This window comes from Qiania dongpingensis, assembly GCF_014337195.1.
Classification (GTDB): domain Bacteria; phylum Bacillota; class Clostridia; order Lachnospirales; family Lachnospiraceae; genus Lientehia; species Lientehia dongpingensis.
In genome coordinates this window covers 2,657,661-2,679,352 of sequence record NZ_CP060634.1, presented here as the reverse complement: position 1 = coordinate 2,679,352, position 21,692 = coordinate 2,657,661, and the positions used below count along the sequence as shown (strand labels likewise).

Genomic DNA, 21,692 nt, shown 5'->3' with positions numbered 1-21,692 from the left:
CGACATCAAATGAACATGGTCAACATTTTTCATGTTCGCTTTGTTTTTTGCTATTGCTTTTTTTGTTATGCTATGATATATCTAAGATAGACTTTCGAAAAATCAAATAAAGGAGGGAACGCCCGTGAATGCAGAAACCAGACAGATAGCGATTTACGACATGATAAAGTCCAACAAAGAAATGTCCGTGAATACTCTGGCACAGTGCTTTGGCGTATCCGCCATGACAATCCGGAGAGACTTGGAGCAGCTGGAACGCTCAAAGCTCATCGAACGCGCCTATGGGAAGGCGCAGATTGCAGACGAAAGCAAGACCGAGCTTTCATTCAACCTGCGTAAATCCATGAATCTCACCTACAAGCAGAAAATTGCTATGGATGCCGCCAACTTTATCACCGAGCGTGATGTAAGAAGCATTTATGTAGACGGCAGCTCTACAGCTATGGAGCTTTTAAAGGTTTTGCCGCCCAATCGTTCCATGACCGTATTTACCAACAGTGTTTTTGCCCTGAACCTTCTCCAGCCGAAGACCTGGATCGATACCTTCATCATTGGAGGGTTTCTGAACCGTGAAGTATCGTCTATGGATGATATAACTTCCGTTGATCTCTGTAAGCAGATCTATGTGGATGCCACCTTCACTTCCTGCAGCGACATTTCTGCGGACGGCATGTTTAATAACGGCACCACCGGCACCCAGATCCGCCGGATCATGATGAAAAATTCTCAGCACAACTATCTGTTGGCAGACCATACTAAATTTAACTCCAGGGGAGTTTTCCTTCTCAATACCTGGGATAAGGTCGATACTCTGATCACAGATGAAAAACCGGACGCCGCCTTCCTGACAGCAGTCCAAAAGTACGGAGTTTCTGTCATCTGGTAAGGTGTATGACAGGCATTTGCAAAAGCAGCCGGAAGGTAAATTTTGAAACCGCCGTTCACAAGCGGTGCGGAAGATCCGAAAAATCAACAAGGAGGATAGTATCATGAAGTTATTCGCTGACACTGCCGATATGGCAGAACTGACTGAACTGGAAGAAATGGGGCTTCTGGCCGGAATCACCACAAACCCGTCCCTTTCTTCCAAAGAAGGCGCCGATGTCGTGGAAACCATTTCAAAGCTTTCCAGGCGCTTCCCCAACATTCCGGTGCTGGCGCAGGTCGTCGCCGTCACCAAAGAGGAGATCATGGAACAAGCAAAGAGTATCCGAAGCGCCGGAGACAATGTGGTAGTCAAAGTCCCCGCCACCGCAGAAGGAATCAAAGCCATACGTGCCTTAAAGGAAATGGGCATCAAGACCTGTGCTACTACCATCCTGACCTCAGCCCAGGCCATGCTCTGCGCCCATGCCGGAGCTGCTTACGTAGCCCCTTATACCGGACAAAATGACTGTATCGGCTATCATGGGCTGGACACTCTCCAGGAGATCGCGGAGGTGTTTGCGTCCTCGGACTATGAAACGGAAATCTTGGCAGCCTCCATTGAAAAACCTCAGGAATTTGTGGATTACGCAGTCCATGGAGCCGATATCACCACAGCGCCTTATCATGTATTCATGGATGTGTTCCAGATGCCCATGCCGCTGACCCAGTACTATATTGACAATTTCTACAGGGACTGGACCGCGAACGGCGCTTATTTAAAAGGAAAATAACAGAATCTAAAGAATAAAGAAAAAAGATCAGATAGGGAGACAGCTCAAATGGAAGTAAAAATCACAGATTTAAAAGATACTTATGTGTCCGGCGTAAAAGCCATATTCCCGGAATCTTATGAAACGGTAAAGGAAGATTACCTGGAGTGGACGGCTTTCAAACTGACCAGCCGCCTGAATACTACAGAAGTGACCGCCGGCCTCCTTCAGGGATGGCACCACACCCCCACCTTCAAGGTAGTGGAGACCCATGAAGATAATGAAATCTTCTGTTTTCTGGAAGGAACGGCTCTTATGATCTTTATCGACATGGATGAAAACGGTCCGGTGATGGATACCGCACAGATTGTACGGATCCCCGCGGGGGTCACCCTGGAGATAGAAAAAGGCAAGGGACATTTCGTGGCAGTGGCAGAGGATACTACCTATAAAGCCATCGTAGTCTCTCCGGTCCAGGCTGCGCCAAAAGTCATGCTTCCCGAGATTATTGCAGGTATTTAAGTACATTTTTTATTCCTCTTTAAAGAGAAAAGGCTTCCGTGTCGTCTTCGGAAGCCTTTTCCCGTTATACGGACCCTATTCATAATGATCCTGTATATCTATTCATTTATCAAAAATCTACGCAGTCCGGATCAGGGCCCGTCCGTTTTCCGCAGTTCATAGCATCCAGAAGAGCACATTCCTCTTCCGTCAGTTCAAAGTCAAATAGATTCCTGTTCTCTTCAATCCTGTTTTTATGAACAGATTTGGGAAATACGATGATGTCTTTTTGCAAGATCCAACGCAGAATCACCTGCGGCCCGCTCTTTCCGTATTTTTTTCCAATCTGCACCGCTGTGTTATCCCGAGTAAAAGCGCCGCTTCCTAAAGGGCTCCAAGCTTCAAAAGCAATTCCCCTTTCCCGGCAAAATGCCAGCAGCTCGTTGTCCTGCATGCAGGGATTGAACTCCATCTGATCGACAGCCGGACAGATCTCCGCCCCCATAAGCAGTTCCTCCAACTGATAGATTTTAAAATTGGACACTCCGATGGCTCTGGCGCGGCCGCTCCTGTAAATCTCCTCCATAACCTTCCAGGTCTCAGAAATACATCCTCCCACCGGCCAGTGGACCAGATACAGATCCACATAATCCGTATCCAGGCGCGCCAGGCTTTCCTCAAAGGCTTTCATCTGCCGGTGTTCTCTCTGATCCGCGTTCCAAAGCTTCGTGGTCAGGAATATCTCATTCCTTTTAAGCCCGCTTTTTTTCATGGCCCGCCCGACGCTTTCTTCATTTCCGTAAACCGCCGCCGTGTCAATGTGCCGATAGCCCGCTTCCAGAGCATATCCAATGGCATTTTCTGCTTCTTCTCCGTTTTTTGCCTGCCACACGCCAAACCCGAGACGAGGAATCTCCACGCCGTTGTTCAGCCGGATGACTGACTGAAATGATAAATTCATAAATACCTCCTAATGATAGATGGTTTGCTATACAGAAAAATACGTTCCGATATGTTTCTGTTATTATACTACAAAACACTTTTTGGAATCATTCATAATAAGCTCCGATTAAGCTCCTGTTAGACACCGGCAGAAGTTCCGGGCCGTCACGATTTCGGTTCGCTGGCGATGCCGGGGCCGCTTTATCCCCGCTCCAGGAGTACCGCTCACATGTCGGCGGGAAATCTTTATGATTTCCCGCCTCCGGTTCGCTCAGAAACGAAATCGGTATTTTTCGTTTCTGCCTCCCTCCGCCTGGGGAACATCGGCCGCTGCCCTGCGGCGCTCACCTTTAGGCCGGCCCGGAATCTTTCTGCCGGTTTTCTTTCTGCCGCACCGTTTCGAATGATTTCTGCTCCCTTGATTCCAGAAAAGGATTGGATATCCACACGGCCCGCGCGCCTAACGGCAGCGGGCCGAGGTGGCCGCCCCAATAGCTTTCGAGACAAACGAAAGCTTACCCCGGTGCGGAAGAAAGAGCAGGAGGAAAAATCTGATTTCATCGTAAGGCGAGCGCCGCAGAGCCGTTAGCAGGATTTTCCCGGCCGCAGGGAGGTAAAAACCGAATTTCATGCAGGTTTTTATTGGAATCTGACATGGAAAAATATCGATTTATCCATGGCAGTTGGAAAGGACCGACTGGAGGCCGTAAAGATCCTGGTTACGGCTGCCAGCGAGCCGCCTGGATGGAATCGGATTTCCTCCTGCTTTGTAAATCAGACAAAGAAAATTTGTTTGAAGGTTATTCAAAGGCATACTCCGTCTAATGGGAATATGATTGCAAATCTTCAGCTATTTTTACGGAGCTGATCCAGGATCCGCATCACGTTCAGGCTCTCCTCCTGCCATCTGCCGCAGGCCTCCCGGTCTCCGGCTTCATAAACTCTTACAAAGTCCTCCACTTCATAGGTCATCCTGTTTACATTTCTGTCATATTCTGCGCGCTTTGTTTCCCCGTTCCTGAGGCAAAGCTTCACATTTCCGCACAGATTCCCCGCTTCTTCCACCAGGATATATCCTTTTTCCCCTTCTATCAGCCCGGTATTTTTTCCGTTACAGTCCTTTGCTCCCATGCAGGTACATACGAATCCGTCGTACTGTAGCACAGCTGTTCCTGAGCAGTCGACGCCGTTAAAGCCGCGGTTTGCAAAATAAGAAGCCGTTTCTGGTAACCCGAAAAGATCCGCGATCACATGGAGGTTATAGACATTGATATCCATGAGCGCGCCGCCTGCGTATCCCGGATCAAACACATTGGTCACTTTTCCTGACAGATATGAATCATAGCGGCTGGAGTATTGACTGTAATTGTAATGTACCAAACGCACCGGGCCGATCTCCCTCAGCCATTCCTTAACCACTTTATAGTTGGGCATGTGGAGGATTGTAATGGCCTCAAACAAATAAAGGCCTCTTTCCCCAGCCAGACGGACCAGCTCCTCCGCCTCTTTAAAGCTTCCTACAAATGGTTTTTCACAGATGACATGTTTCCCTGCCGTAAGGGCTCGCTTCACATAATCGTAATGAAGGCTGTTGGGAGACGCCACATAGATAAAATCAATGGTCTTGTCGTTCAGCATCGCGTCCAAATCCGAATACCAGCTGCCGGCGCCATGTTTTTTGGCAAATTCCTTCGCCCTCTCCTCCGTCCTGGAATACACCGCCGTACAGCAGATGCCCTCCGTCTTCTCCACCGCGTCCAAAAACAGGTCCACGATACTGCCGCTGCCAATCGTCGCCAAATATATCATCAGTTTCCTCCTTTCCATCAAATGTCCGCTCATGTTTCCAAACGGCTCCAGCATTTCGCCCTGGCTCCGCCCGGGCGCACGCGGACATTCGTCAAATGTCCACTCATAGCCAAAATGGCCCCGCCTTCCGCAAGTATACTTGCTTTTGGCGGAGCCATTTTGTCTATTATGCTGTCGCTTGACTCAAAGTCAACACGTTCATTCTTCTACGCCGTACAGCTTAACCAGCTTCTGCAGGTGAGCGTACTTCGCTTTGGACTGTTCTTCCGCAGCTTCAAACAGCTTCGCAGCCCTTTCCGGATTTGCACGTACCAAAGAATTGTAACGTACTTCTCCGTTCAGGAACTCTTTGTAGTCTCCTGTAGGAGCCTTGCTGTCCAGGCTGAATCCAGCCTTGCCTGCCTCAACCAGTTCAGGGTTGAAACGGAAGTTAAACCAGTAGCCAGCCTCAACGGCCGCCTTTTCTTCCAGCTGAGCTTTCGCCATGCCGGCCTTGATACCATGGTTGATACAAGGAGCATATGCGATCACCAGGGAAGGTCCGGGATAAGCTTCTGCTTCTGCCAGAGCCTTTACACACTGATTGTAATCCGCGCCCATAGCGATCTGAGCAACGTACACGTAGCCATAGCTCATGGCGATGGCAGCCAGGTCTTTCTTCTTCACATCCTTGCCGCCCGCCGCAAACTTGGCGATCGCGCCGGTAGGAGTAGCCTTGGAAGACTGTCCGCCTGTATTGGAGTAAACCTCGGTATCGAATACCATAATGTTGATGTCCTTGCCGCTGGCCAGAACATGGTCAACACCGCCAAATCCGATGTCGTATGCCCATCCGTCACCGCCGAAGATCCACTGTGACTTCTTAGCCAGGAAATCCTTATCCTTGAGGATTTCTTTGGACTTCTCGCAGCCGCACGCTTCCAGAGCAGCTACCAGCTTGTCCGTAGCAGCGCCGTTCAGTGCGCCGATGGAATAAGTCTCCAGCCATTCCTTGCCTGCTGCTTCCACATCGGCGTTGCCGCTGTTCGCAATCGCAGCTTCTACTTTGCTCTTCAGGCTTTCCCTCATGGCATTCTGAGCCAGGCTCATACCATATCCAAACTCAGCTGCATCCTCAAATAAGGAGTTTGACCAAGCCGGTCCTTTTCCTTCGGGAGTCACGGTATAAGGAGTACTCGGTGAAGAGTTGCCCCAGATTGAAGAACAGCCGGTAGCGTTTGCGATATACATCCTGTCTCCGAACAGCTGAGTGATCAGCTTCGCATAAGGAGTCTCGCCGCAGCCTGCGCAAGCGCCGGAGAACTCAAGCAGGGGCTGTCTGAACTGGCTTCCCTTTACAGTATTTTCCTTGAACTTCGCAAGAACCTCAGGCTTCTTAGGCAGCGTCAGGCCATATTCGAAGCCCTTCTGGCAGTCCGCGTTGGCTTCCATGTTCTCCATGGTGAGCGCCTTTGCGCCTTTCTTGCCGGGACATACAGTCGCACAAGAGCCGCAGCCCATGCAGTCCAGAGCATCCACGGTCATGGAGAAGAACATGCCGGGCATACCGGTCATAGGAACCTTCTTCATATTCTCGGGAGCCGCAGCTGCCTCTTCTTCTGTCATTACAGCAGGACGAATAGAAGCATGAGGACACACATAAGAACAGAAATTACACTGAATACAGTTCTCAGGATTCCAAACGGGGATGTCTACCGCAACGCCGCGCTTCTCAAATGCAGCGGTTCCGTTGGGTGTGGAGCCGTCCACATAATCCACGAATGCGGATACAGGCAGCTTATTGCCTTCCTGAGCCGCTACACTCTGCTGAATGTTCTTAACAAATTTAACGGCTTCTTCTCTTCCTTCACGTACCTTCTCAGAAAGATCTTCATACTGAGCGTCTTTCCAGCTTTCAGGTACTGTGATCTCTTTCACATCCTTCGCGCCGCGGTCGATGGCGTCATAGTTCATCTGAACGATCTTGTCGCCCTTTCTTCCGTAAGTAGCCTTTGCAGCGGCCTTCATCAGCTCGATGGCTTTATCCTCAGGGATAATGTTGGCAAGCTTGAAGAATGCGGACTGAAGTACGGTATTGATACGGCCGCCGAGGCCAATCTCTTTGCCAATCTTGATACCGTCGATCAGGCAGAGCTTGATGTTGTGGTCGGCAATATATTTCTTAGCCTGTCCGGGCAGATGCTCTTCAAGACCTTCCATATCCCAAGGGCAGTTCAGAAGGAATGTTCCGCCGTCCTTCAGATCCTGCACCATGTTGTACTTTCTCAGATAAGCAGGATTGTGGCAGGCTACAAAATTCGCTTTGCTGATCAGATAGGTGGACTTGATCGGATCCTTACCGAAACGCAGATGGGAGATCGTCACGCCGCCGGACTTTTTGGAATCATAATCAAAGTATGCCTGTGCATACATATCGGTATTGTCACCAATGATCTTAATGGAGTTCTTGTTCGCGCCTACGGTACCGTCCGCGCCAAGGCCCCAGAACTTACAGCTGATCGTGCTCTCGGGAGCTACGCTGATCTCTTCTCCGGTCTCTAAGGACAGGTTGGTCACGTCGTCCACGATGCCGATGGTAAACTGTTTTTTCTCTGTATTATTGTATACGGCAACAATCTGAGCAGGGGTCGTATCCTTGGAGCCCAGACCATAGCGGCCGGTAAAGATGTCGATATTGTGGAACTTCGTATTCCTGAGGGCAGCAACCACGTCCAGGTACAAAGGCTCGCCAAGTGCGCCGGGCTCTTTTGTCCTGTCCAGAACGGAAATCCTCTTAACGGTATCCGGAATCGCCTCGATCAGTTTCTCAGCGCAGAAGGGTCTGTACAGACGCACGATGACAAGGCCTGTCTTCTGTCCCTGTGCGTTCAGGAAATCAACGGTCTCCTCGATGGTCTCACATACGGAACCCATCGCAACGATCACATGCTCTGCATCCGGAGCGCCGTAGTAGTTGAACAGCTTATAGTCTGTGCCGATCTTTTCGTTTACCTTGTCCATGTACTCTTCTACGATGGCAGGAAGCGCATTATAATAAGAGTTGCATGCTTCCCTTGCCTGGAAGAAGATATCAGGGTTCTGAGCGGAACCTCTTTCACAGGGATGCTCAGGATTCAGGGCGCGGCGTCTGAACGCGTCGATCGCATCCATGTCGGCCATGTCCTTCAGATCTTCCGTATCCCAAACCTCGATCTTCTGGATCTCATGAGAGGTACGGAAACCGTCAAAGAAATTGATAAAGGGAACGCGGCCCTTGATCGCTGCCAGATGAGCTACTGCAGTCAGATCCATGACCTCCTGCACGCTGCCTTCACAAAGCATAGCGGCGCCGGTCTGACGGCATGCATATACGTCGGAGTGATCGCCGAAAATAGAAAGTGCATGGCTGGCCAGAGCACGCGCGGATACATTGAACACACCGGGAAGCAGCTCGCCGGCGATTTTATAAAGGTTCGGGATCATAAGCAGCAGACCCTGAGATGCCGTATAGGTAGTAGTCAAAGCACCTGCCGACAGAGAGCCGTGTACTGCGCCCGCTGCGCCTGCTTCAGACTGCATTTCTGTAATCTGAACGGTCTGTCCGAAGATGTTTGTCCTCCCCTGTGTCGCCCATTCATCTGTGGCTTCTGCCATAGGTGATGAAGGGGTAATCGGATAGATGGCCGCCACATCGGTAAATGCATAAGAAGCATGAGCCGCTGCATGGTTGCCATCCATGGTTTTCATTTTTCTTCCCATAGATATTCTCCTCCTCTAGGAATATAAGTGAATGTGATATAGATTAATATAAATAGCACAAAATCATCTTTCTCATTATACAATTCTTGTTACAAGAATGTCAAACAAGTATCTCAAAAAATACATTATTTGTGCTTATTTTACAAAGGCTTTTACCTTTTCTGCAATGCTGTCGCCGTCAAGGCCGTATTTCTTGATCAGAGCTGCTGCGGGGCCGGATTCTCCATAGGTATCGTTAATGCCGATCTTCAGTACCGGTGTCGGCGCTTTCGCGGACAAAGCGTCGCACACGGCGCTTCCCAGGCCTCCGATGACAGAGTGCTCCTCAACAGTCACAACCTTGCCGGTCTCTTTCGCTGCCGCTGCTACCAAGTCTTCATCGAGGGGCTTGATGGTATGGATATTGACGACCTTGGCGTCAATGCCTTCTGCCGCCAGTTTTTCAGCAGCGGCCAATGATTCACTCACGCACAGGCCGGTGGCGATGATGGTCACATCCTTGCCCTCTCTCTCCACAACGCCTTTTCCGATTTCAAATTTATAGGAAGCTTCGTCATGGATGACCGGAACCGCCAGACGCCCGAATCTCAGGTATACAGGTCCCTGGTGCTCTATGGCAGCGCGCACGGCCGCTCTGGCCTCAACGTCATCCGCCGGGCTGATCACCACCATGCCGGGAATCGTCCTCATCAGAGCGATGTCTTCATTGCACTGATGGGTAGCGCCGTCTTCTCCTACGGAAATGCCGGCATGAGTAGCGCCGATCTTCACATTCAGATGAGGATACCCGATGGAGTTGCGGATCTGCTCAAAGGCTCTGCCCGCCGCAAACATTGCGAATGAACTGGCAAAGGGGATCTTCCCTGTGGTGGCAAGGCCCGCCGCCACGCCCATCATATTGCATTCTGCGATGCCGCAGTCAATATGGCGCTCCGGAAACGCCTTTTTGAAAACTCCGGTCTTAGTAGCGCCGGCCAGGTCGGCATCCAGCACGACCAGTTCCTTATATTCAGCGCCACATTCTGCCAGTGCCTTACCATAGCTCTCTCTTGTCGCGATCTTCTTTATTTCTGACATAATGCTTCACCTACTTTCTCCAAATCTGCCATTGCGATGGCATACTGCTCGTCATTGGGGGCAGTTCCATGCCAGGACGCCTGATTTTCCATAAAGGATACTCCTTTGCCCTTTACCGTTTTCGCGATAATGGCGGTAGGCTGTCCTTTTACCGTCTTCGCTTCCGCGAACGCTGCGCGGATTGCTTCGAAGTCATGTCCGTCAATATTGATCACATGGAAATTAAACGCTTCAAATTTCTTATCAATGGGATAGGGAGAGTTTACATCCGCAATGTTCCCGTCGATCTGAAGGCCGTTGTTGTCCACGATGACTACCAGGTTGTCCAGCTTTCTGTGAGCGGCCAGCATAGAAGCTTCCCATACCTGCCCTTCCTGGATCTCCCCGTCGCCGAGAAGTGTATATACACGATAATCCGCATTGTCCAGCTTGCCTGCGATCGCCATGCCGACGGCTGCGGAGATTCCCTGTCCTAAAGAGCCGCTGGACATATCCACGCCGGGGATATGCTGCATACAGGGATGGCCCTGGAGATATGAACCCAGATGGCGGAGAGTCAGAAGATCCTCAACCGGGAAAAAGCCTTTGTGGGCGAGTGCCGCATAATATCCGGGAGCCGTGTGCCCCTTGGACAGTACAAAACGGTCCCTGCCGGGCTTTTTCGGATCCTTCGGGTCCACATTCATCTCTTCAAAATACAAATAGGTAAAAATCTCTGCAGCGGAAAGAGATCCGCCGGGATGGCCGGCTTTCGCGCTGTGTACGGATGACACAATGCTCTTGCGAATTTCATTGGCCTGTTTTTTGAGTTCCAACGTATTCATCATAGTTCCTCCTTTAATTTCTAATAGATGGACTCCAGATATACAGAATCTCTAATAGACATACTTGTTTAAAGTATACCATTTTACCGTTTTTCTGTCCACTATAAATCACAATCCCTTTTTACCCTCATTCACAGCCGCTCCCATCATCCCGTTCTTTTTTTATTTCCCGGCGAATTATGTCCGCTTTTCTTCCATATTATAATACAAAATACTTTTTGAAATCATTCTTGTAAGCTCTGAATAAGTTCCAGTTAGACACCGGCAGAAGTTCCGGGCCGTCACGATTTCGGTTCGCTGGCGGTGCAGGGACCGCTTTATCCCCGCTCCGGGAGTACCGCTCACATGTCGGCGGGAAATCTTTATGATTTCCCATCTCCGGTTCGCTCAGAAACAGAATCGGTGTTTTACGTTTCTGCCTCCCTCCGCCTGGGGAACACCGGCCGCTGCCCTGCAGCGCTCACCTTTAGGCCGGCCCGGAATCTTTCTGCCGGCGATCTGCCTGCCGCACCGTTTCAGATGATTTCCGTTCCCTTGATTCCAAAAAAGTATTGGATATCCACACGGCCCGCGCGCCTTGCGGCAGCGGGCTGCGGTGGACCGCCCCAATGGCTTTCTAAGCAAACAAAAGCTTATTTCGGTGCGGGAGTAAGAGCAAGAGGAACGATCCGATTCCATCGTAAGGCGAGCGCTGCAAAGGCGTTAGAAGGATCTTCCCGGCCGAGGGAGGTAAAAACCGAATTTCATGTAGGTTTTTATTGGAATCTGACATGGAAAAATTAAGGTTTATCCATGTCAGTTGGAAAGGACCGACTGGAGGCCGTAAAGATGCTGGTTACGGCTGCCAGCGAGCCGCCTGGATGGAATCGGATTTCCTCCTGCCTTTAAATCATACAAAGAGTTCTTGTTTGAAAGGTATTCAAAGGTATATCAATAGGGAACTTATTTCTCCATCCCGTTTTCCGCAGCAAACAGACGTTGCAAGTTTTCGGAAAAAGCCGTATAATGTTAGATGGCTGTAAAACAAGTCGCTATAAAATACAGCATTTTAGACGCTGGTCAAGATAAGGAGTGAATTCCGTGAAATTATTATCTATCGCAGTGCCCTGTTATAACTCTCAGGACTATATGGAGCACTGTGTAAATTCCCTGCTTCCCGGAGGAGACGATGTGGAAATCCTCATCGTAAACGACGGTTCCAAAGATGATACGGCAGATATCGCAAACCGGCTGGAAACAGAACACCCCGGCATCGTCCGTGCCATCCATCAGGAAAATGCCGGTCACGGCGGCGCGGTGAATACCGGCCTCGCCCATGCCACAGGCTTGTTCTTCAAGGTTGTGGACAGCGATGACTGGGTGGATCTGGAAGCATACAAAAAAATCCTCAGTTTTCTTAAAACGGCAGTCATGGAAGACCGTCTTCCCGATCTGCTGCTGTCCAACTATGTCTATGAAAAACAGGGGGCGGCCCATAAAAAGATCATGCAGTACCGGAAATATTTTCCCACCGATACTTATTTCACCTGGGATGATGTAAAACCGCTTCCTCCCACCATTTACATTCTGATGCATTCCGTCATTTACCGGACGGCTGTCCTCAGGCGCTCCGGGCTGGAGCTCCCGAAAAACACCTTTTATGTGGACAATTTATTTGTATTCCAGCCTATGCCCTACGTAAAGACATTGTATTATATCGATGCAGACTTTTACCGTTACTTTATCGGCAGGGAGGACCAGTCCGTCAATGAATCTGTAATGATCTCACGACTGGACCAGCAGTTCCGAGTGACCCGCCTGATGATCGACTGCCTGGAGAAGTCCGGACCGCTTTTTAAGAGCAGGACACTCTGCAAAAACATGTGTTCCTACATGAACATTATCCTGAGCATCTCATCCATCATGGCCATTAAATCCGGCACAGAAGAGCATCTGCGGGAAAAAGAAGCGTTATGGCAGGAACTAAAGGATATGAACCCATCCCTCTACCGGAAGTTCCGTTACCGGACCCTGCTCGGCATCACCATGAACCTGCCCGGAAAGATCGGCAGGAAATGTTCCGTACTAGCTTATAACGTGACCCAAAAAATATACGGTTTCAATTAAAAGATACCGGTTGCACTGGAAAGGAGGAGGTCTATGGCTTTCAAACGTCCATTTAAACCAAAAACAAAAGATGCAGACTGTAACTTTTACAAAATCTTCTGGATCTATATAATCGGCGGCATCCTGGGATGCCTGGCAGAAACTATCTGGTGTTATTTCGCCTTTGGCGGATACTCCAACAGGAGCAGCAATCTGTTTTTCCCCATGAGCAATGTCTGGGGAGCCGGCTGCGCCCTGTTCAGTATCCTGCTGCACAACAATCAAAATTCAAAGCCTTTCCATCTGTTTATCAAAGGCTATATATTTGGCGGTGCATTTGAATTTTTGTGCGGTTTCGTCTGCCAGATCGTGCTGGGTGTCACGTTCTGGGATTATTCCGGTATACCGCTCTCCATCGGAAACTATGTAAACCTGGTCTTCTGTGCTTTCTGGGGTTTGGTGGCCATTGCCTGGGCCAAATGGATCTATCCGTTCCTGTCCAGGCTTCTGGAGAAGGTCCCGCAAAAGAAGCGGCGGTTCGCCACCCGGTGTACCGTATGCCTGGTGGTATTCACTTCGGTCATCTCCTGCCTGGCGCTCATCCGCATGAGCGAACGGCATAAGAATATACCGCCCAGGAATTTCCTGGAACGTCACCTGGATCAATACTATCCGGATCGTCTGCTGGGAAGCACCTTCCCGAAAATGAAATATCTGGATACCGGGGAATACATAAAAGATCTGCCATAAAATAAAAAACACCTGGGAGCCATGCCGGCGCTCAGGTATTTTTTATTTCATATCTTTCAAACAAGCTTTCTTTGTCTGGTTCACAAAGCAAGAGGAAATCCGCTTCCATCCAGGCGGCTCGCTGGCAGCCGTAACCATGATCTTTGCGGTGCTCACCTTACGATGGAATCGGATCCTTCCTCCTGCTCCTCCTCCCGCATCAAAGTATCTTCCGTTTGCCTCAAAAGCTATTGGGACGGTCTGCCGCAGCCCGCTGCCGTTAGGCACGCGGGCTGTGTGGATATCCGATTCTTTTCTGGAATCATGAAATGGAAGTCATCCGAAAAGGTGCGGCAGAAAAGACGCCGGCAGAAAGATTCCGGGCCGGCCTAAAGGTGAGCGCCGCAGGGCAGAGGCCGGTGTTCCCCAGCCGGAGGGAGGCAGAAACGAAAAATACCGATTCCGTTTCTGAGCGAACGGGAGACGGGAAATCATCCAGATTTCCCGCCGACATGTGAGCGGTACTCCCGGAGCGGGGATAAAGCGACCCCTGTATCGCCAGCGAACCGAAATCGTGACGGCCCGGAACTTCTGCTGGTGTCAGTCTGGATTCTGCTTAGAGCTAACGAAAAATGATTCCAAAAAGTAATTTGTATCATACCTTGCCGCACGAAGTGCGCCTGCCCGGAGGGCATGAATTAAGGGATGCCCTAGGGTATAAGTTTTCAGACACGGTCCCGCTGTTTTTCAGCCATCCATTTCTGTGCCGCTTTCGCGTCCGATATATACGGCTCATAGGAATCCCGCACACGCTGGGTTACCTCGGCGCCTTTCCCGGCCAGTATCACCACGTCACCCGGCTCCGCCGCGTCCAGAGCCGCCTGGACGGCCTGTTCCCGGTCCGGGATTATCCTGCACGGTTTCTTGATATGGGACTGAACCTCGAGACATATCTCCGCCACATCCTCATAGCCCGGATCATCCGCCGTCAGATATACAAAATCCGCATACTTGTCCGCCAATATCCCCATGTCCCGCTTTCTAATGGGAGAACGCTCGCCGGCACATCCGAACACCGAATGGATATGATTCGGGGCAAACGTTTCCTGCACCGCTTTATATAAATTCAAAAAGCTTAAGTAATTATGGGCGTAGTCCACTACAATGTGAAACCCGCCGTATTCCATCAGCATCATCCTCCCCGGAATATGGATATGACGGATTCCCTCCGCAATGGTCCCCGGGCCGATGCCCATGACAAAGGCCGCCAGTATCGCCGCCGTCAGGTTCTCCACATTGAACCGTCCGACCAGGCTGCTTTCAAAGGCGTACCACCTGCCTTTGTATCCCAGCTCGAAACGGCTCCCGCCGGCGCTGACCTCTATGTTCCGTATCACACCGTCACACGTCTCGTCGTGTCCATATAACAGTACCCGTTTTCCTGCACATCCCGCCATGACCTTGTCGAAAAACCTGGTTTCTTTATTCACTATAACGGTATCGCACTGAGATAAAAAGGATATTTTACAGCTCACATATTCCTCAAGGCTCGCATGCTCCTTTTCTCCGATATGGTCCTCATCCACATTCAGAAAAATCCCAATGGGAAAATGCTGCCCGTATACACGCGATAATTTCATGGCTTGAGAGGACACCTCCATTACCACGTGATCACATCCATTGTCCTTCGCTTCCCGAAAATAAGACTGAAGCTCGACCGGCTCCGGAGTAGTCAGATGGCTCAGTCGGGACGTCTTTCCTGTGTTGACCTCCATCGTGGAAAAGACAGCCGTCCGTCCGGGAGCCCCCGCATCCAGAATTGACTTTAAAATGTAAGCCGTTGTAGTTTTTCCTTTTGTCCCCGTGATTCCGGTGACGAACATCTCATCCCCGGGATTCTCATAAAACCATCTTGCCGCGATTGACGACGCTTTCCGGATATCCTTAACCAGGATATGAGGCAGGATGCCGCCGAAGTCCGTCTCCGCCATATAAAGGACGGAGCCTTTTTCAGCCGCCATCTCCAGATATTCTTTTTTAAATGTAAAGCCCTTGCAGATAAAAAAGGCTCCCGGGCCCGCTTCCCTGGAATTCGTAGTCAGGGAATCAGGCGAAAGGCATCCCGCCTCCTTGGAAGCCTCTATGAGCAGTCCCTCCTGCTCCAGCAGTATGATCAAATCACTTATGGTACCCTTCATGATGCGCTCCCTTATCTTTTCTCCGGTATGATCTCCAGCCAGTATCCGTCCGGGTCTTCAATGAAGTAGATTCCCATGGACGGGTTTTCAAAACAGATGCATCCCATTTCTCTGTGCTTTTCATGAGCCGCCTCAAAATCATCCGCCTGGAACGCGAGATGGATTTCATTGTCTCCCAGGTTATAAGGCCTGTCCATGTCCCGAAGCCAGGTCAGCTCCAGAAGATGGCTGGTCTGTCCGTCGCCCAGATAGACAATGATAAAGCTTCCGTCTTCCTTTTCAATCCTTCTCGTTTCCGTGAGTCCCAAAGCCTTTTTATAAAAATCCATGGATCTTTCCAGATCATATACGTTAATATTGTTATGCACAAATCTGAATTTCATATACGCCGCTCCTTAATTATTATAAAACGCCAAATTTTACAGTTCTTCTATATACTCTGCCACAGCCTCGCCTTTGTGACGCCCGCTGGGTTCTGCCGGATAAGAGGCCAGACTGTCGCCCTCTGAAAGCCCCGCAAATGCTGAAGGACTCCCGCTCCCTTCCAGATAAACGCTGTCAGCCTCCTGAACTGTGGCAGATATGCCGTTTTCCAGCTCGATCCTCCACAGAGGCCTCTTTTCTTTTTTCACGCGCCCGACAAATGCCGTCCGGAAGCCGTCCGGTGAAAACACCGTGAGCTCATCTCCCGGCTCCACTTCTGCCAGATATTTTGTCACCCCGTCCCGCATATAAACATACTGATGGAGAGCGCCGGCATTTACCCGGAACACACGTCTGGGATAAGTATCCACTTCCCGGTTTTCCGACATGGCTTTTACGAAACCTTTGCAGGTATTTCCGATCAATATGCCCTCCTCCTCAGACAGGGCGTCAATAAAATCCAGCTCCACCCGGACTCCCGTTCCCAGCTTTAAAAGCCTTGTTATTTTTGTCAGCTGCCGTTCCGCCATCCATTCCTTTTTTTGATTTTCCATGGTCTCAGTATAGCACAAAGAAATTCCCATTACCAGAGTGAGTTCCGGAGGCAGAACACATTTCCTACACATAGCTGTGATAAAATATAATAAAATACTTTTTGGAATCATTTCCGAAGGTCTCCATTAAATACCGGCAGAAGTTCCGAGTCGTCACGATTTCGGTTCGCTGGCGATACAGGGACCACTTTATCCCCGCTCCAGAAGTACCGCTCACATGTCGCCGGAAAATCCAGATGATTTTTCGTCTCCGGTTCGCTCAGAAACGGAATCGGTATCTCCGTTTCTGTCTCCTTCCGCCTAGGGAACACCGGTCTCTGTCCTGCGGCGCTCGCCTTTAGGCCGGCCCGGAATTCTTCTGCCGGTATCCTGCCTGCCGCACCATTCTGGATGATTTTCGTTTCCTTGATTCTAGAAAAGGACCGGATATAAGGTATGATTTGATCCAAGAAAGGAGTATGCTATGTCCCGGAAAATCAAAAAGTTTAATAAACTCAGTAAACTGCCTCTTGCTTTACTTTCCTTTGTCCTCATGGCCTTCTTTCTGGCCTCCTGTATGGATTCGGGGAAGGCGCCTGACACAGAAAAAGCGGAGGAAGAGACCGTGGTCTATATGGGCCGCAGCCTTCCGGTCTCAAAGCTCTCCGACGAGACACTGGAATGGCTGGAATGGTTCAATCAAATGCCTGAAGAAGCGCAGCTGGCAATCAATTATGTCCCATATGACATATCCTCGCTGATAAATGAGGGCTCCGGCAGCCCGGAAGCGTTGGAAACCACAGACGCTCCGTAATGGGTTGACTTTCCAACGGAAAAAGCATATAATCGCCATATAAATGAATACGAGCTGGATTTAAGCTGGCCTTTGGTCAGTTGTCTGGGGAGCTTAGAAATAGGCTGAGAGGGAGTATGGCTCCGACCCATGACCTGATACGGATAATGCCGTCGTAGGAAGACATCCCGCACCGGATGATGACATCTGGGGCTTGTCCTTACGGGCAGGCCCCTTTTTTCCGGCTAGATCACGGCTCTTCTCCGGAATGCGTCCGTCATCCGGAGCGCCGGCCAGACATTCTTATCAGGAGGATAGGTATGAACTACACAACACAGATGGATGCCGCCAGAAAAGGCATCGTCACCAAAGAAATGGAAATCGTCGCAAAAAAGGAACAGATGGAGATTCCGGAGCTTCTCCGGCTGATGGCCGAGGGAAAGGTCATCATTCCCGCCAACAAGCTCCACACCTGCATTGAGCCCAATGCTATAGGTTCCATGTTAAAGACCAAGATCAATGTAAATCTCGGAACTTCCAGGGATTGTGTGGATCTGAATAAAGAGCTGGAAAAAGTGAATGACGCCGTGAAAATGGGCGCGGAAGCCATCATGGATCTGAGTTCCTTCGGAAAGACCCAAGAATTCCGCCGCAAGCTGACGCATGAATGCCCGGCCATCATCGGCACTGTTCCCATTTACGACGCCGTCGTATATTACCATAAACCCCTCAAGGAGATCACCTCCCAGGAATGGCTGGACATTGTAAAAATGCACGCGGAGGACGGCGTGGATTTCATGACCATTCACTGCGGCATCAACAAAAACACCGCAGACCGTTTTAAGGACAACAAGCGCCTGACCAATATTGTCTCCCGCGGCGGCTCCATCATCTTCGCATGGATGGAAATGACAGGAAATGAAAACCCTTACTTCGAGCATTACGACGAAATCCTGGATATCTGCCAGGAATATGACATAACACTGAGCCTGGGGGATGCCTGCCGTCCCGGCTGTCTTGCCGACGCTTCTGATATCTCTCAGATTGAAGAACTCATCACCCTCGGCGAGCTGACCAGAAGAGCCTGGGAGAAAAATGTCCAGGTCATGATCGAAGGCCCCGGCCATATGCCCCTTGACCAGATAGAAGCCAATATGAGGATCCAGAAGACCATCTGTAAGGGCGCGCCTTTTTATGTACTCGGGCCGCTGGTCACGGATATCGCTCCCGGTTATGACCACATCACCGCAGCCATCGGCGGGGCCATCGCCGCCACCTACGGCGCGGCGTTCCTCTGCTATGTGACTCCGGCCGAGCATCTCCGCCTTCCCGATGTGGATGACGTAAAGGAAGGTATTATCGCTTCCAAGATTGCCGCCCACGCCGCAGACATCGCCAAGGGAGTCAAGGGCGCCTCTGACTGGGACTATGCCATGAGCACAGCCAGAAAGAAGCTGGATTGGGAGAAAATGTTTGAATTGTCCATCGATCCGGAAAAGGCCCGCCGCTACCGTGCGTCCGCCAAGCCGGAAAAAGAAGATACCTGCTCCATGTGCGGCAATTTCTGTGCCGTCAAGAATATGAACCGCATCCTCGACGGAGAGATCGTCAGCATTTATGACGAATGAGAGGGAAATGAACATGAGACCCAATATTAAAAAGCTGGCCGTGGGCGGCATGCTGGTCGCCCTGACCGTCGCACTTTCAGGATTCTATATTCCCATTGGCGCATCCAAATGCTATCCGGTCCAGCATCTGGTGAATATCCTGTGCGCCGTTTTTCTCGGCCCCTCTTACGGGGTGGCGTCCGCTTTCTGCTCTTCCCTCATCCGGAATCTGATGGGGACAGGAAGCCTCCTGGCTTTCCCCGGAAGTATGGTGGGCGCCCTTCTGGCAGGCCTTCTGTACAAAAAAAGCAAAAAACTCATTTTCGCTTATGTGGGAGAGCTTTTCGGCACAGGTATCCTGGGAGGAATCCTGTGCTTCCCTGTGGCCTCTTTTCTCATGGGAAAAACCGTAGCCGTATTTGCTTTTGTGCTGCCTTTTTTCCTGAGTTCCCTGGCGGGCACCTGTATAGCCGTTATCCTGACGGGAGCCCTCTATAAATCGGGGCTGCTTGAAAATCTTCAGCGCAGTCTGAAAGGAGGCGCTCTATCATGAAACGCAGTACTGTATTGACGATCGCCGGCTCTGACCCCAGCGGAGGCGCCGGAATCCAGGCAGACTTAAAGACCATGACAGCATTTGGATGCTACGGGATGTCCGCCATCACGGCGATCACCGTTCAGAATACTACCGGCGTCACCCGCGTGGAAACCTTAGACCCCGGCCTGGTAAGCGCTCAGCTGGACGCCGTCTTCACCGATATCCGTCCCGACGCCGTAAAAATCGGCATGGTTTCCTGTAAAGAAACCATACGAGTGATCGCGGAAAAACTGACAGAATACCACGCGCAGAATATCGTCATGGATCCGGTCATGGTATCCACCAGCGGGCATCGGCTGATGGAGCCGGACGCGATGGATACCCTGATACGAGTTCTCCTTCCCCTGGCCGACTTAAGCACGCCTAATCTTCCGGAGGGGGAAGCCCTCTCCGGCCTGACCATCGCGTCGGGAACTGATATGCCCTGCGCCGCGCGGAAAATCTACGATGCCACCGGCCACCCTGTCCTGTTAAAAGGGGGGCATTTGGACGGCTGCGCCGACGATCTGCTATGGAACGGCAGAGAAGAGATATGGTTACGCGGCCGTCAGATAAAGACCAAGAACAGCCACGGAACCGGCTGTACGCTGTCCTCCGCCATCGCCTCCGGCTTAGCCCTGGGCCTTTCTCTGGAAAGCGCCGTCCGGGAAGCCAAGACCTATCTTTCCGGCGCGCTGGCCGCCGGTCTGGAGCTTGGGAATGGACGCGGTCCCGTGGATCATTGTTTTCGTATAGAATGGGGTCCCCGTCATGACACAGAATGATCAGATTTCCAAAATCCTGGAGCTTTGGCAGGCTCTCCCAGAGACTAAGCCTCTGGTCCATGTGATCGCCAATCAAGTTTCGGCGGCCTTCTGCGCAGATGCCATGTCCGCTTCCGGCGCGAGGCCGGTCATGGCTGTTTCTTCTCTGGAGACCGGCGAGATCACAGAGCATGCTGGCTCCTTTGTCGCAAACCTGGGGCAGCCCTCGCCGGAAAAAGAAGCGGCGGTCCGGGAGTCCCTGCTCTCCGCCGCTCGGAACAGGATTCCTGTCATACTGGATCCGGTGGGAGCCGGCGCATCCGTATATCGGCATCAATTGGCCAGTTCCCTCCTGTCTCTCCCCTGGAAAGGCATCATAAAAGGAAACGCGTCTGAAATCCACACCCTCTGCACCGGACAGCTCACTCATCAGGGAGTGGATTCTGTCGGCTTCGATTCTCCGGAACTCTCCCCCCTCGCCGATCCGCTGTTTTCCGGAAGGATTCTGGCTGTCACGGGGAAAGAGGACTGCATCCTTGACGATGATCGGAGAATCATCCTTTCACATCCTGCTCCTCTCTCCCATGCCATTGTCGGGACGGGATGCGCAGCAGGCTGTCTGTGCGGATGCTTCGCGGCGCTCACGGAGGATCTTTTTCTGGCCGCTGCCGCGGGACTGAGCTTTTTCAGCTATGCCCAATTCCGTGTGGATGTCCTAGAAGGCTACGGCTCCTCCAAGCTTCATCTGCTGGACGCTCTCAGCCGGACTGAAGCAGACGGTTTTAAACGGTATCTGCAGACAATCCTCATCTATCAGTCAGGAGGAAAAACAATATGAGACTTTTAAAAGAACGAGGGATACTCTATGTGATCGTGGACTGCCGAAGCGGACTTTCGCCCATCGAAGAAGTGCTGAACGCAGGCGTCGATCTGCTTCAGCTGAGAGAAAAAGGACTGACCTCCGCAGAATATCTGAAACGTGCCAAAGCCGTAAAAGCCCTTTGCAGAAAATACAGAACTCCTTTTATCGTAAATGACCGCATTGATATCGCCCTTCTGTCTGACGCCGACGGCGTACACCTGGGCGCCGATGACGTACCTGTAGATGAAGCAAGGCACGTTTTGGGAGACGGTCTCATTATCGGCGCAACTGCCAAAACCGTATCCCAGGCAGTATCAGCCGAACAGATGGGGGCTGATTATATCGGCAGCGGCGCCTTTTTCCGGACAGAAACGAAATCCGACGCCATGCCCATCTCCCCGGACACTTACCGGCAGATCCTCGCTTCCATATCCATTCCCGACGTGGCAATCGGCGGGATTACTGTGGAAAACTGCGGATTTCCTCTTTCTCTCGGGGCAGACGGACTGGCCATAGCGGCCGGCATCATGAAATCCGGAAATATCAGCGAATCCGTCCGAACGTTCCGGAAAGCACTTGCCGCGCAGTAAGAG

22 protein-coding genes and 1 riboswitch are annotated in these 21,692 nt (G+C 51.0%); of the genes, 12 read left to right on the top strand and 10 right to left on the bottom strand.

Annotation, left to right across the window (positions count from 1 at the left end; genetic code table 11):
- The first annotated feature begins 124 nt into the window (after window positions 1–124).
- From H9Q78_RS12540 to H9Q78_RS12530, 3 genes are all read left to right on the top strand, one after another.
- Window positions 125–886 carry a DeoR/GlpR family DNA-binding transcription regulator gene (locus H9Q78_RS12540; RefSeq protein WP_249302085.1) on the top strand — a complete coding sequence of 254 codons (762 nt, stop codon included), beginning with the start codon at window positions 125–127 and terminating at the stop codon, window positions 884–886.
- 103 nt (window positions 887–989) lie between these two features.
- The gene (locus tag H9Q78_RS12535) at window positions 990–1,658 is read left to right on the top strand and encodes a transaldolase family protein (protein WP_249302083.1); all 669 of its coding nucleotides are present in this window, start codon (window positions 990–992) and stop codon (window positions 1,656–1,658) included.
- 48 nt (window positions 1,659–1,706) lie between these two features.
- Entirely contained in the window at window positions 1,707–2,159 is a 453-nt protein-coding gene (locus H9Q78_RS12530) for a hypothetical protein (protein WP_249302081.1), read from the top strand.
- Between the two features lie 109 nt (window positions 2,160–2,268).
- On the opposite strand, the gene H9Q78_RS12525 is transcribed toward H9Q78_RS12530, so the two are convergent.
- The 6 genes from H9Q78_RS12525 to H9Q78_RS12500 all read right to left on the bottom strand — a co-directional run bounded on the left by H9Q78_RS12525 (window position 2,269) and on the right by H9Q78_RS12500 (window position 10,528).
- The gene (locus H9Q78_RS12525; protein WP_249302079.1) at window positions 2,269–3,099 is read right to left on the bottom strand and encodes an aldo/keto reductase; all 831 of its coding nucleotides are present in this window, start codon (window positions 3,097–3,099) and stop codon (window positions 2,269–2,271) included.
- Between the two features lie 227 nt (window positions 3,100–3,326).
- Window positions 3,327–3,527 carry a hypothetical protein gene (locus tag H9Q78_RS12520; protein ID WP_249302077.1) on the bottom strand — a complete coding sequence of 67 codons (201 nt, stop codon included), beginning with the start codon at window positions 3,525–3,527 and terminating at the stop codon, window positions 3,327–3,329.
- 399 nt (window positions 3,528–3,926) lie between these two features.
- Window positions 3,927–4,889 (bottom strand): Gfo/Idh/MocA family protein, encoded by a 963-nt coding sequence (locus tag H9Q78_RS12515; protein WP_249302075.1) that lies wholly within the window; start codon window positions 4,887–4,889, stop codon window positions 3,927–3,929.
- A 198-nt stretch (window positions 4,890–5,087) separates the two neighbouring features.
- Entirely contained in the window at window positions 5,088–8,627 is a 3,540-nt protein-coding gene (gene nifJ / locus H9Q78_RS12510) for a pyruvate:ferredoxin (flavodoxin) oxidoreductase (RefSeq protein WP_249302073.1), read from the bottom strand.
- Between the two features lie 135 nt (window positions 8,628–8,762).
- Window positions 8,763–9,704: a transketolase family protein gene (locus H9Q78_RS12505; RefSeq protein WP_249302071.1), complete on the bottom strand. Its 942-nt coding sequence runs from the start codon at window positions 9,702–9,704 to the stop codon at window positions 8,763–8,765.
- A complete protein-coding gene (locus tag H9Q78_RS12500) occupies window positions 9,692–10,528 on the bottom strand; it encodes a transketolase (RefSeq protein WP_231061875.1) in 837 nt (278 codons plus the stop codon). The genes H9Q78_RS12505 and H9Q78_RS12500 overlap by 13 nt, the downstream gene beginning before the upstream one ends.
- A 1,080-nt stretch (window positions 10,529–11,608) precedes the next feature.
- Between H9Q78_RS12500 and H9Q78_RS12495 the strand changes: the two genes are divergently transcribed.
- From H9Q78_RS12495 to H9Q78_RS12485, 3 genes are all read left to right on the top strand, one after another.
- Window positions 11,609–12,634, top strand: a complete 1,026-nt coding sequence (locus tag H9Q78_RS12495; RefSeq protein WP_249302069.1) for a glycosyltransferase family 2 protein — start codon at window positions 11,609–11,611, stop codon at window positions 12,632–12,634.
- 33 nt (window positions 12,635–12,667) lie between these two features.
- Complete coding sequence (locus tag H9Q78_RS12490; protein ID WP_249302067.1) at window positions 12,668–13,363, top strand: putative ABC transporter permease; 696 nt, start codon at window positions 12,668–12,670, stop codon at window positions 13,361–13,363.
- 308 nt (window positions 13,364–13,671) lie between these two features.
- Complete coding sequence (locus tag H9Q78_RS12485; RefSeq protein WP_249302065.1) at window positions 13,672–13,860, top strand: hypothetical protein; 189 nt, start codon at window positions 13,672–13,674, stop codon at window positions 13,858–13,860.
- A gap of 207 nt (window positions 13,861–14,067) precedes the next feature.
- On the opposite strand, the gene H9Q78_RS12480 is transcribed toward H9Q78_RS12485, so the two are convergent.
- The 4 genes from H9Q78_RS12480 to H9Q78_RS12465 are packed head-to-tail and all read right to left on the bottom strand — an operon-like array spanning window position 14,068 to window position 16,966.
- Window positions 14,068–15,540, bottom strand: a complete 1,473-nt coding sequence (locus H9Q78_RS12480) for a Mur ligase family protein (protein ID WP_249302063.1) — start codon at window positions 15,538–15,540, stop codon at window positions 14,068–14,070.
- An 11-nt stretch (window positions 15,541–15,551) separates the two neighbouring features.
- Window positions 15,552–15,923, bottom strand: a complete 372-nt coding sequence (locus H9Q78_RS12475) for a VOC family protein (protein WP_147597378.1) — start codon at window positions 15,921–15,923, stop codon at window positions 15,552–15,554.
- 36 nt (window positions 15,924–15,959) lie between these two features.
- Window positions 15,960–16,628 carry a 3-dehydroquinate synthase II gene (locus H9Q78_RS12470; RefSeq protein ID WP_249302061.1) on the bottom strand — a complete coding sequence of 223 codons (669 nt, stop codon included), beginning with the start codon at window positions 16,626–16,628 and terminating at the stop codon, window positions 15,960–15,962.
- Window positions 16,625–16,966 carry a hypothetical protein gene (locus H9Q78_RS12465; protein WP_249302059.1) on the bottom strand — a complete coding sequence of 114 codons (342 nt, stop codon included), beginning with the start codon at window positions 16,964–16,966 and terminating at the stop codon, window positions 16,625–16,627. The genes H9Q78_RS12470 and H9Q78_RS12465 overlap by 4 nt, the downstream gene beginning before the upstream one ends.
- A 14-nt stretch (window positions 16,967–16,980) precedes the next feature.
- On the opposite strand from H9Q78_RS12465, the gene H9Q78_RS12460 reads away from it, so the two are divergent.
- From H9Q78_RS12460 to thiE, 6 genes are all read left to right on the top strand, one after another.
- A complete protein-coding gene (locus tag H9Q78_RS12460; protein ID WP_249302058.1) occupies window positions 16,981–17,310 on the top strand; it encodes a hypothetical protein in 330 nt (109 codons plus the stop codon).
- Window positions 17,311–17,385: 75 nt separating this feature from the next.
- Window positions 17,386–17,488, top strand: a riboswitch (TPP riboswitch).
- 121 nt (window positions 17,489–17,609) lie between these two features.
- A complete protein-coding gene (thiC, locus tag H9Q78_RS12455; RefSeq protein WP_249302057.1) occupies window positions 17,610–18,917 on the top strand; it encodes a phosphomethylpyrimidine synthase ThiC in 1,308 nt (435 codons plus the stop codon).
- Window positions 18,918–18,930: 13 nt separating this feature from the next.
- Complete coding sequence (gene thiW, locus H9Q78_RS12450) at window positions 18,931–19,449, top strand: energy coupling factor transporter S component ThiW (RefSeq protein ID WP_249302055.1); 519 nt, start codon at window positions 18,931–18,933, stop codon at window positions 19,447–19,449.
- The gene (gene thiD, locus H9Q78_RS12445) at window positions 19,446–20,258 is read left to right on the top strand and encodes a bifunctional hydroxymethylpyrimidine kinase/phosphomethylpyrimidine kinase (RefSeq protein ID WP_249302053.1); all 813 of its coding nucleotides are present in this window, start codon (window positions 19,446–19,448) and stop codon (window positions 20,256–20,258) included. Before thiW ends, thiD begins: the two co-directional genes overlap by 4 nt.
- Window positions 20,245–21,075 carry a hydroxyethylthiazole kinase gene (locus H9Q78_RS12440; protein ID WP_249302052.1) on the top strand — a complete coding sequence of 277 codons (831 nt, stop codon included), beginning with the start codon at window positions 20,245–20,247 and terminating at the stop codon, window positions 21,073–21,075. The genes thiD and H9Q78_RS12440 overlap by 14 nt, the downstream gene beginning before the upstream one ends.
- The gene (gene thiE, locus H9Q78_RS12435; RefSeq protein ID WP_249302050.1) at window positions 21,072–21,689 is read left to right on the top strand and encodes a thiamine phosphate synthase; all 618 of its coding nucleotides are present in this window, start codon (window positions 21,072–21,074) and stop codon (window positions 21,687–21,689) included. Before H9Q78_RS12440 ends, thiE begins: the two co-directional genes overlap by 4 nt.
- Window positions 21,690–21,692 lie beyond the last annotated feature (3 nt).

Coding starts and splice junctions, on each gene's coding strand:
- thiC (WP_249302057.1), top strand. CDS start 17,610: ATGAACTACACAACACAGATGGATGCCGCCAGAAAAGGCATCGTCACC.
- H9Q78_RS12490 (WP_249302067.1), top strand. CDS start 12,668: ATGGCTTTCAAACGTCCATTTAAACCAAAAACAAAAGATGCAGACTGT.
- H9Q78_RS12530 (WP_249302081.1), top strand. CDS start 1,707: ATGGAAGTAAAAATCACAGATTTAAAAGATACTTATGTGTCCGGCGTA.
- thiW (WP_249302055.1), top strand. CDS start 18,931: ATGAGACCCAATATTAAAAAGCTGGCCGTGGGCGGCATGCTGGTCGCC.
- H9Q78_RS12505 (WP_249302071.1), bottom strand. CDS start 9,704: ATGTCAGAAATAAAGAAGATCGCGACAAGAGAGAGCTATGGTAAGGCA.
- H9Q78_RS12470 (WP_249302061.1), bottom strand. CDS start 16,628: ATGATTCCAAAAAGTATTTTATTATATTTTATCACAGCTATGTGTAGG.
- H9Q78_RS12525 (WP_249302079.1), bottom strand. CDS start 3,099: ATGAATTTATCATTTCAGTCAGTCATCCGGCTGAACAACGGCGTGGAG.
- H9Q78_RS12535 (WP_249302083.1), top strand. CDS start 990: ATGAAGTTATTCGCTGACACTGCCGATATGGCAGAACTGACTGAACTG.
- H9Q78_RS12485 (WP_249302065.1), top strand. CDS start 13,672: ATGGAAGTCATCCGAAAAGGTGCGGCAGAAAAGACGCCGGCAGAAAGA.
- H9Q78_RS12440 (WP_249302052.1), top strand. CDS start 20,245: ATGACACAGAATGATCAGATTTCCAAAATCCTGGAGCTTTGGCAGGCT.
- H9Q78_RS12480 (WP_249302063.1), bottom strand. CDS start 15,540: ATGAAGGGTACCATAAGTGATTTGATCATACTGCTGGAGCAGGAGGGA.
- thiD (WP_249302053.1), top strand. CDS start 19,446: ATGAAACGCAGTACTGTATTGACGATCGCCGGCTCTGACCCCAGCGGA.
- nifJ (WP_249302073.1), bottom strand. CDS start 8,627: ATGGGAAGAAAAATGAAAACCATGGATGGCAACCATGCAGCGGCTCAT.
- H9Q78_RS12515 (WP_249302075.1), bottom strand. CDS start 4,889: ATGATATATTTGGCGACGATTGGCAGCGGCAGTATCGTGGACCTGTTT.
- H9Q78_RS12475 (WP_147597378.1), bottom strand. CDS start 15,923: ATGAAATTCAGATTTGTGCATAACAATATTAACGTATATGATCTGGAA.
- H9Q78_RS12500 (WP_231061875.1), bottom strand. CDS start 10,528: ATGAATACGTTGGAACTCAAAAAACAGGCCAATGAAATTCGCAAGAGC.
- H9Q78_RS12460 (WP_249302058.1), top strand. CDS start 16,981: ATGTCCCGGAAAATCAAAAAGTTTAATAAACTCAGTAAACTGCCTCTT.
- thiE (WP_249302050.1), top strand. CDS start 21,072: ATGAGACTTTTAAAAGAACGAGGGATACTCTATGTGATCGTGGACTGC.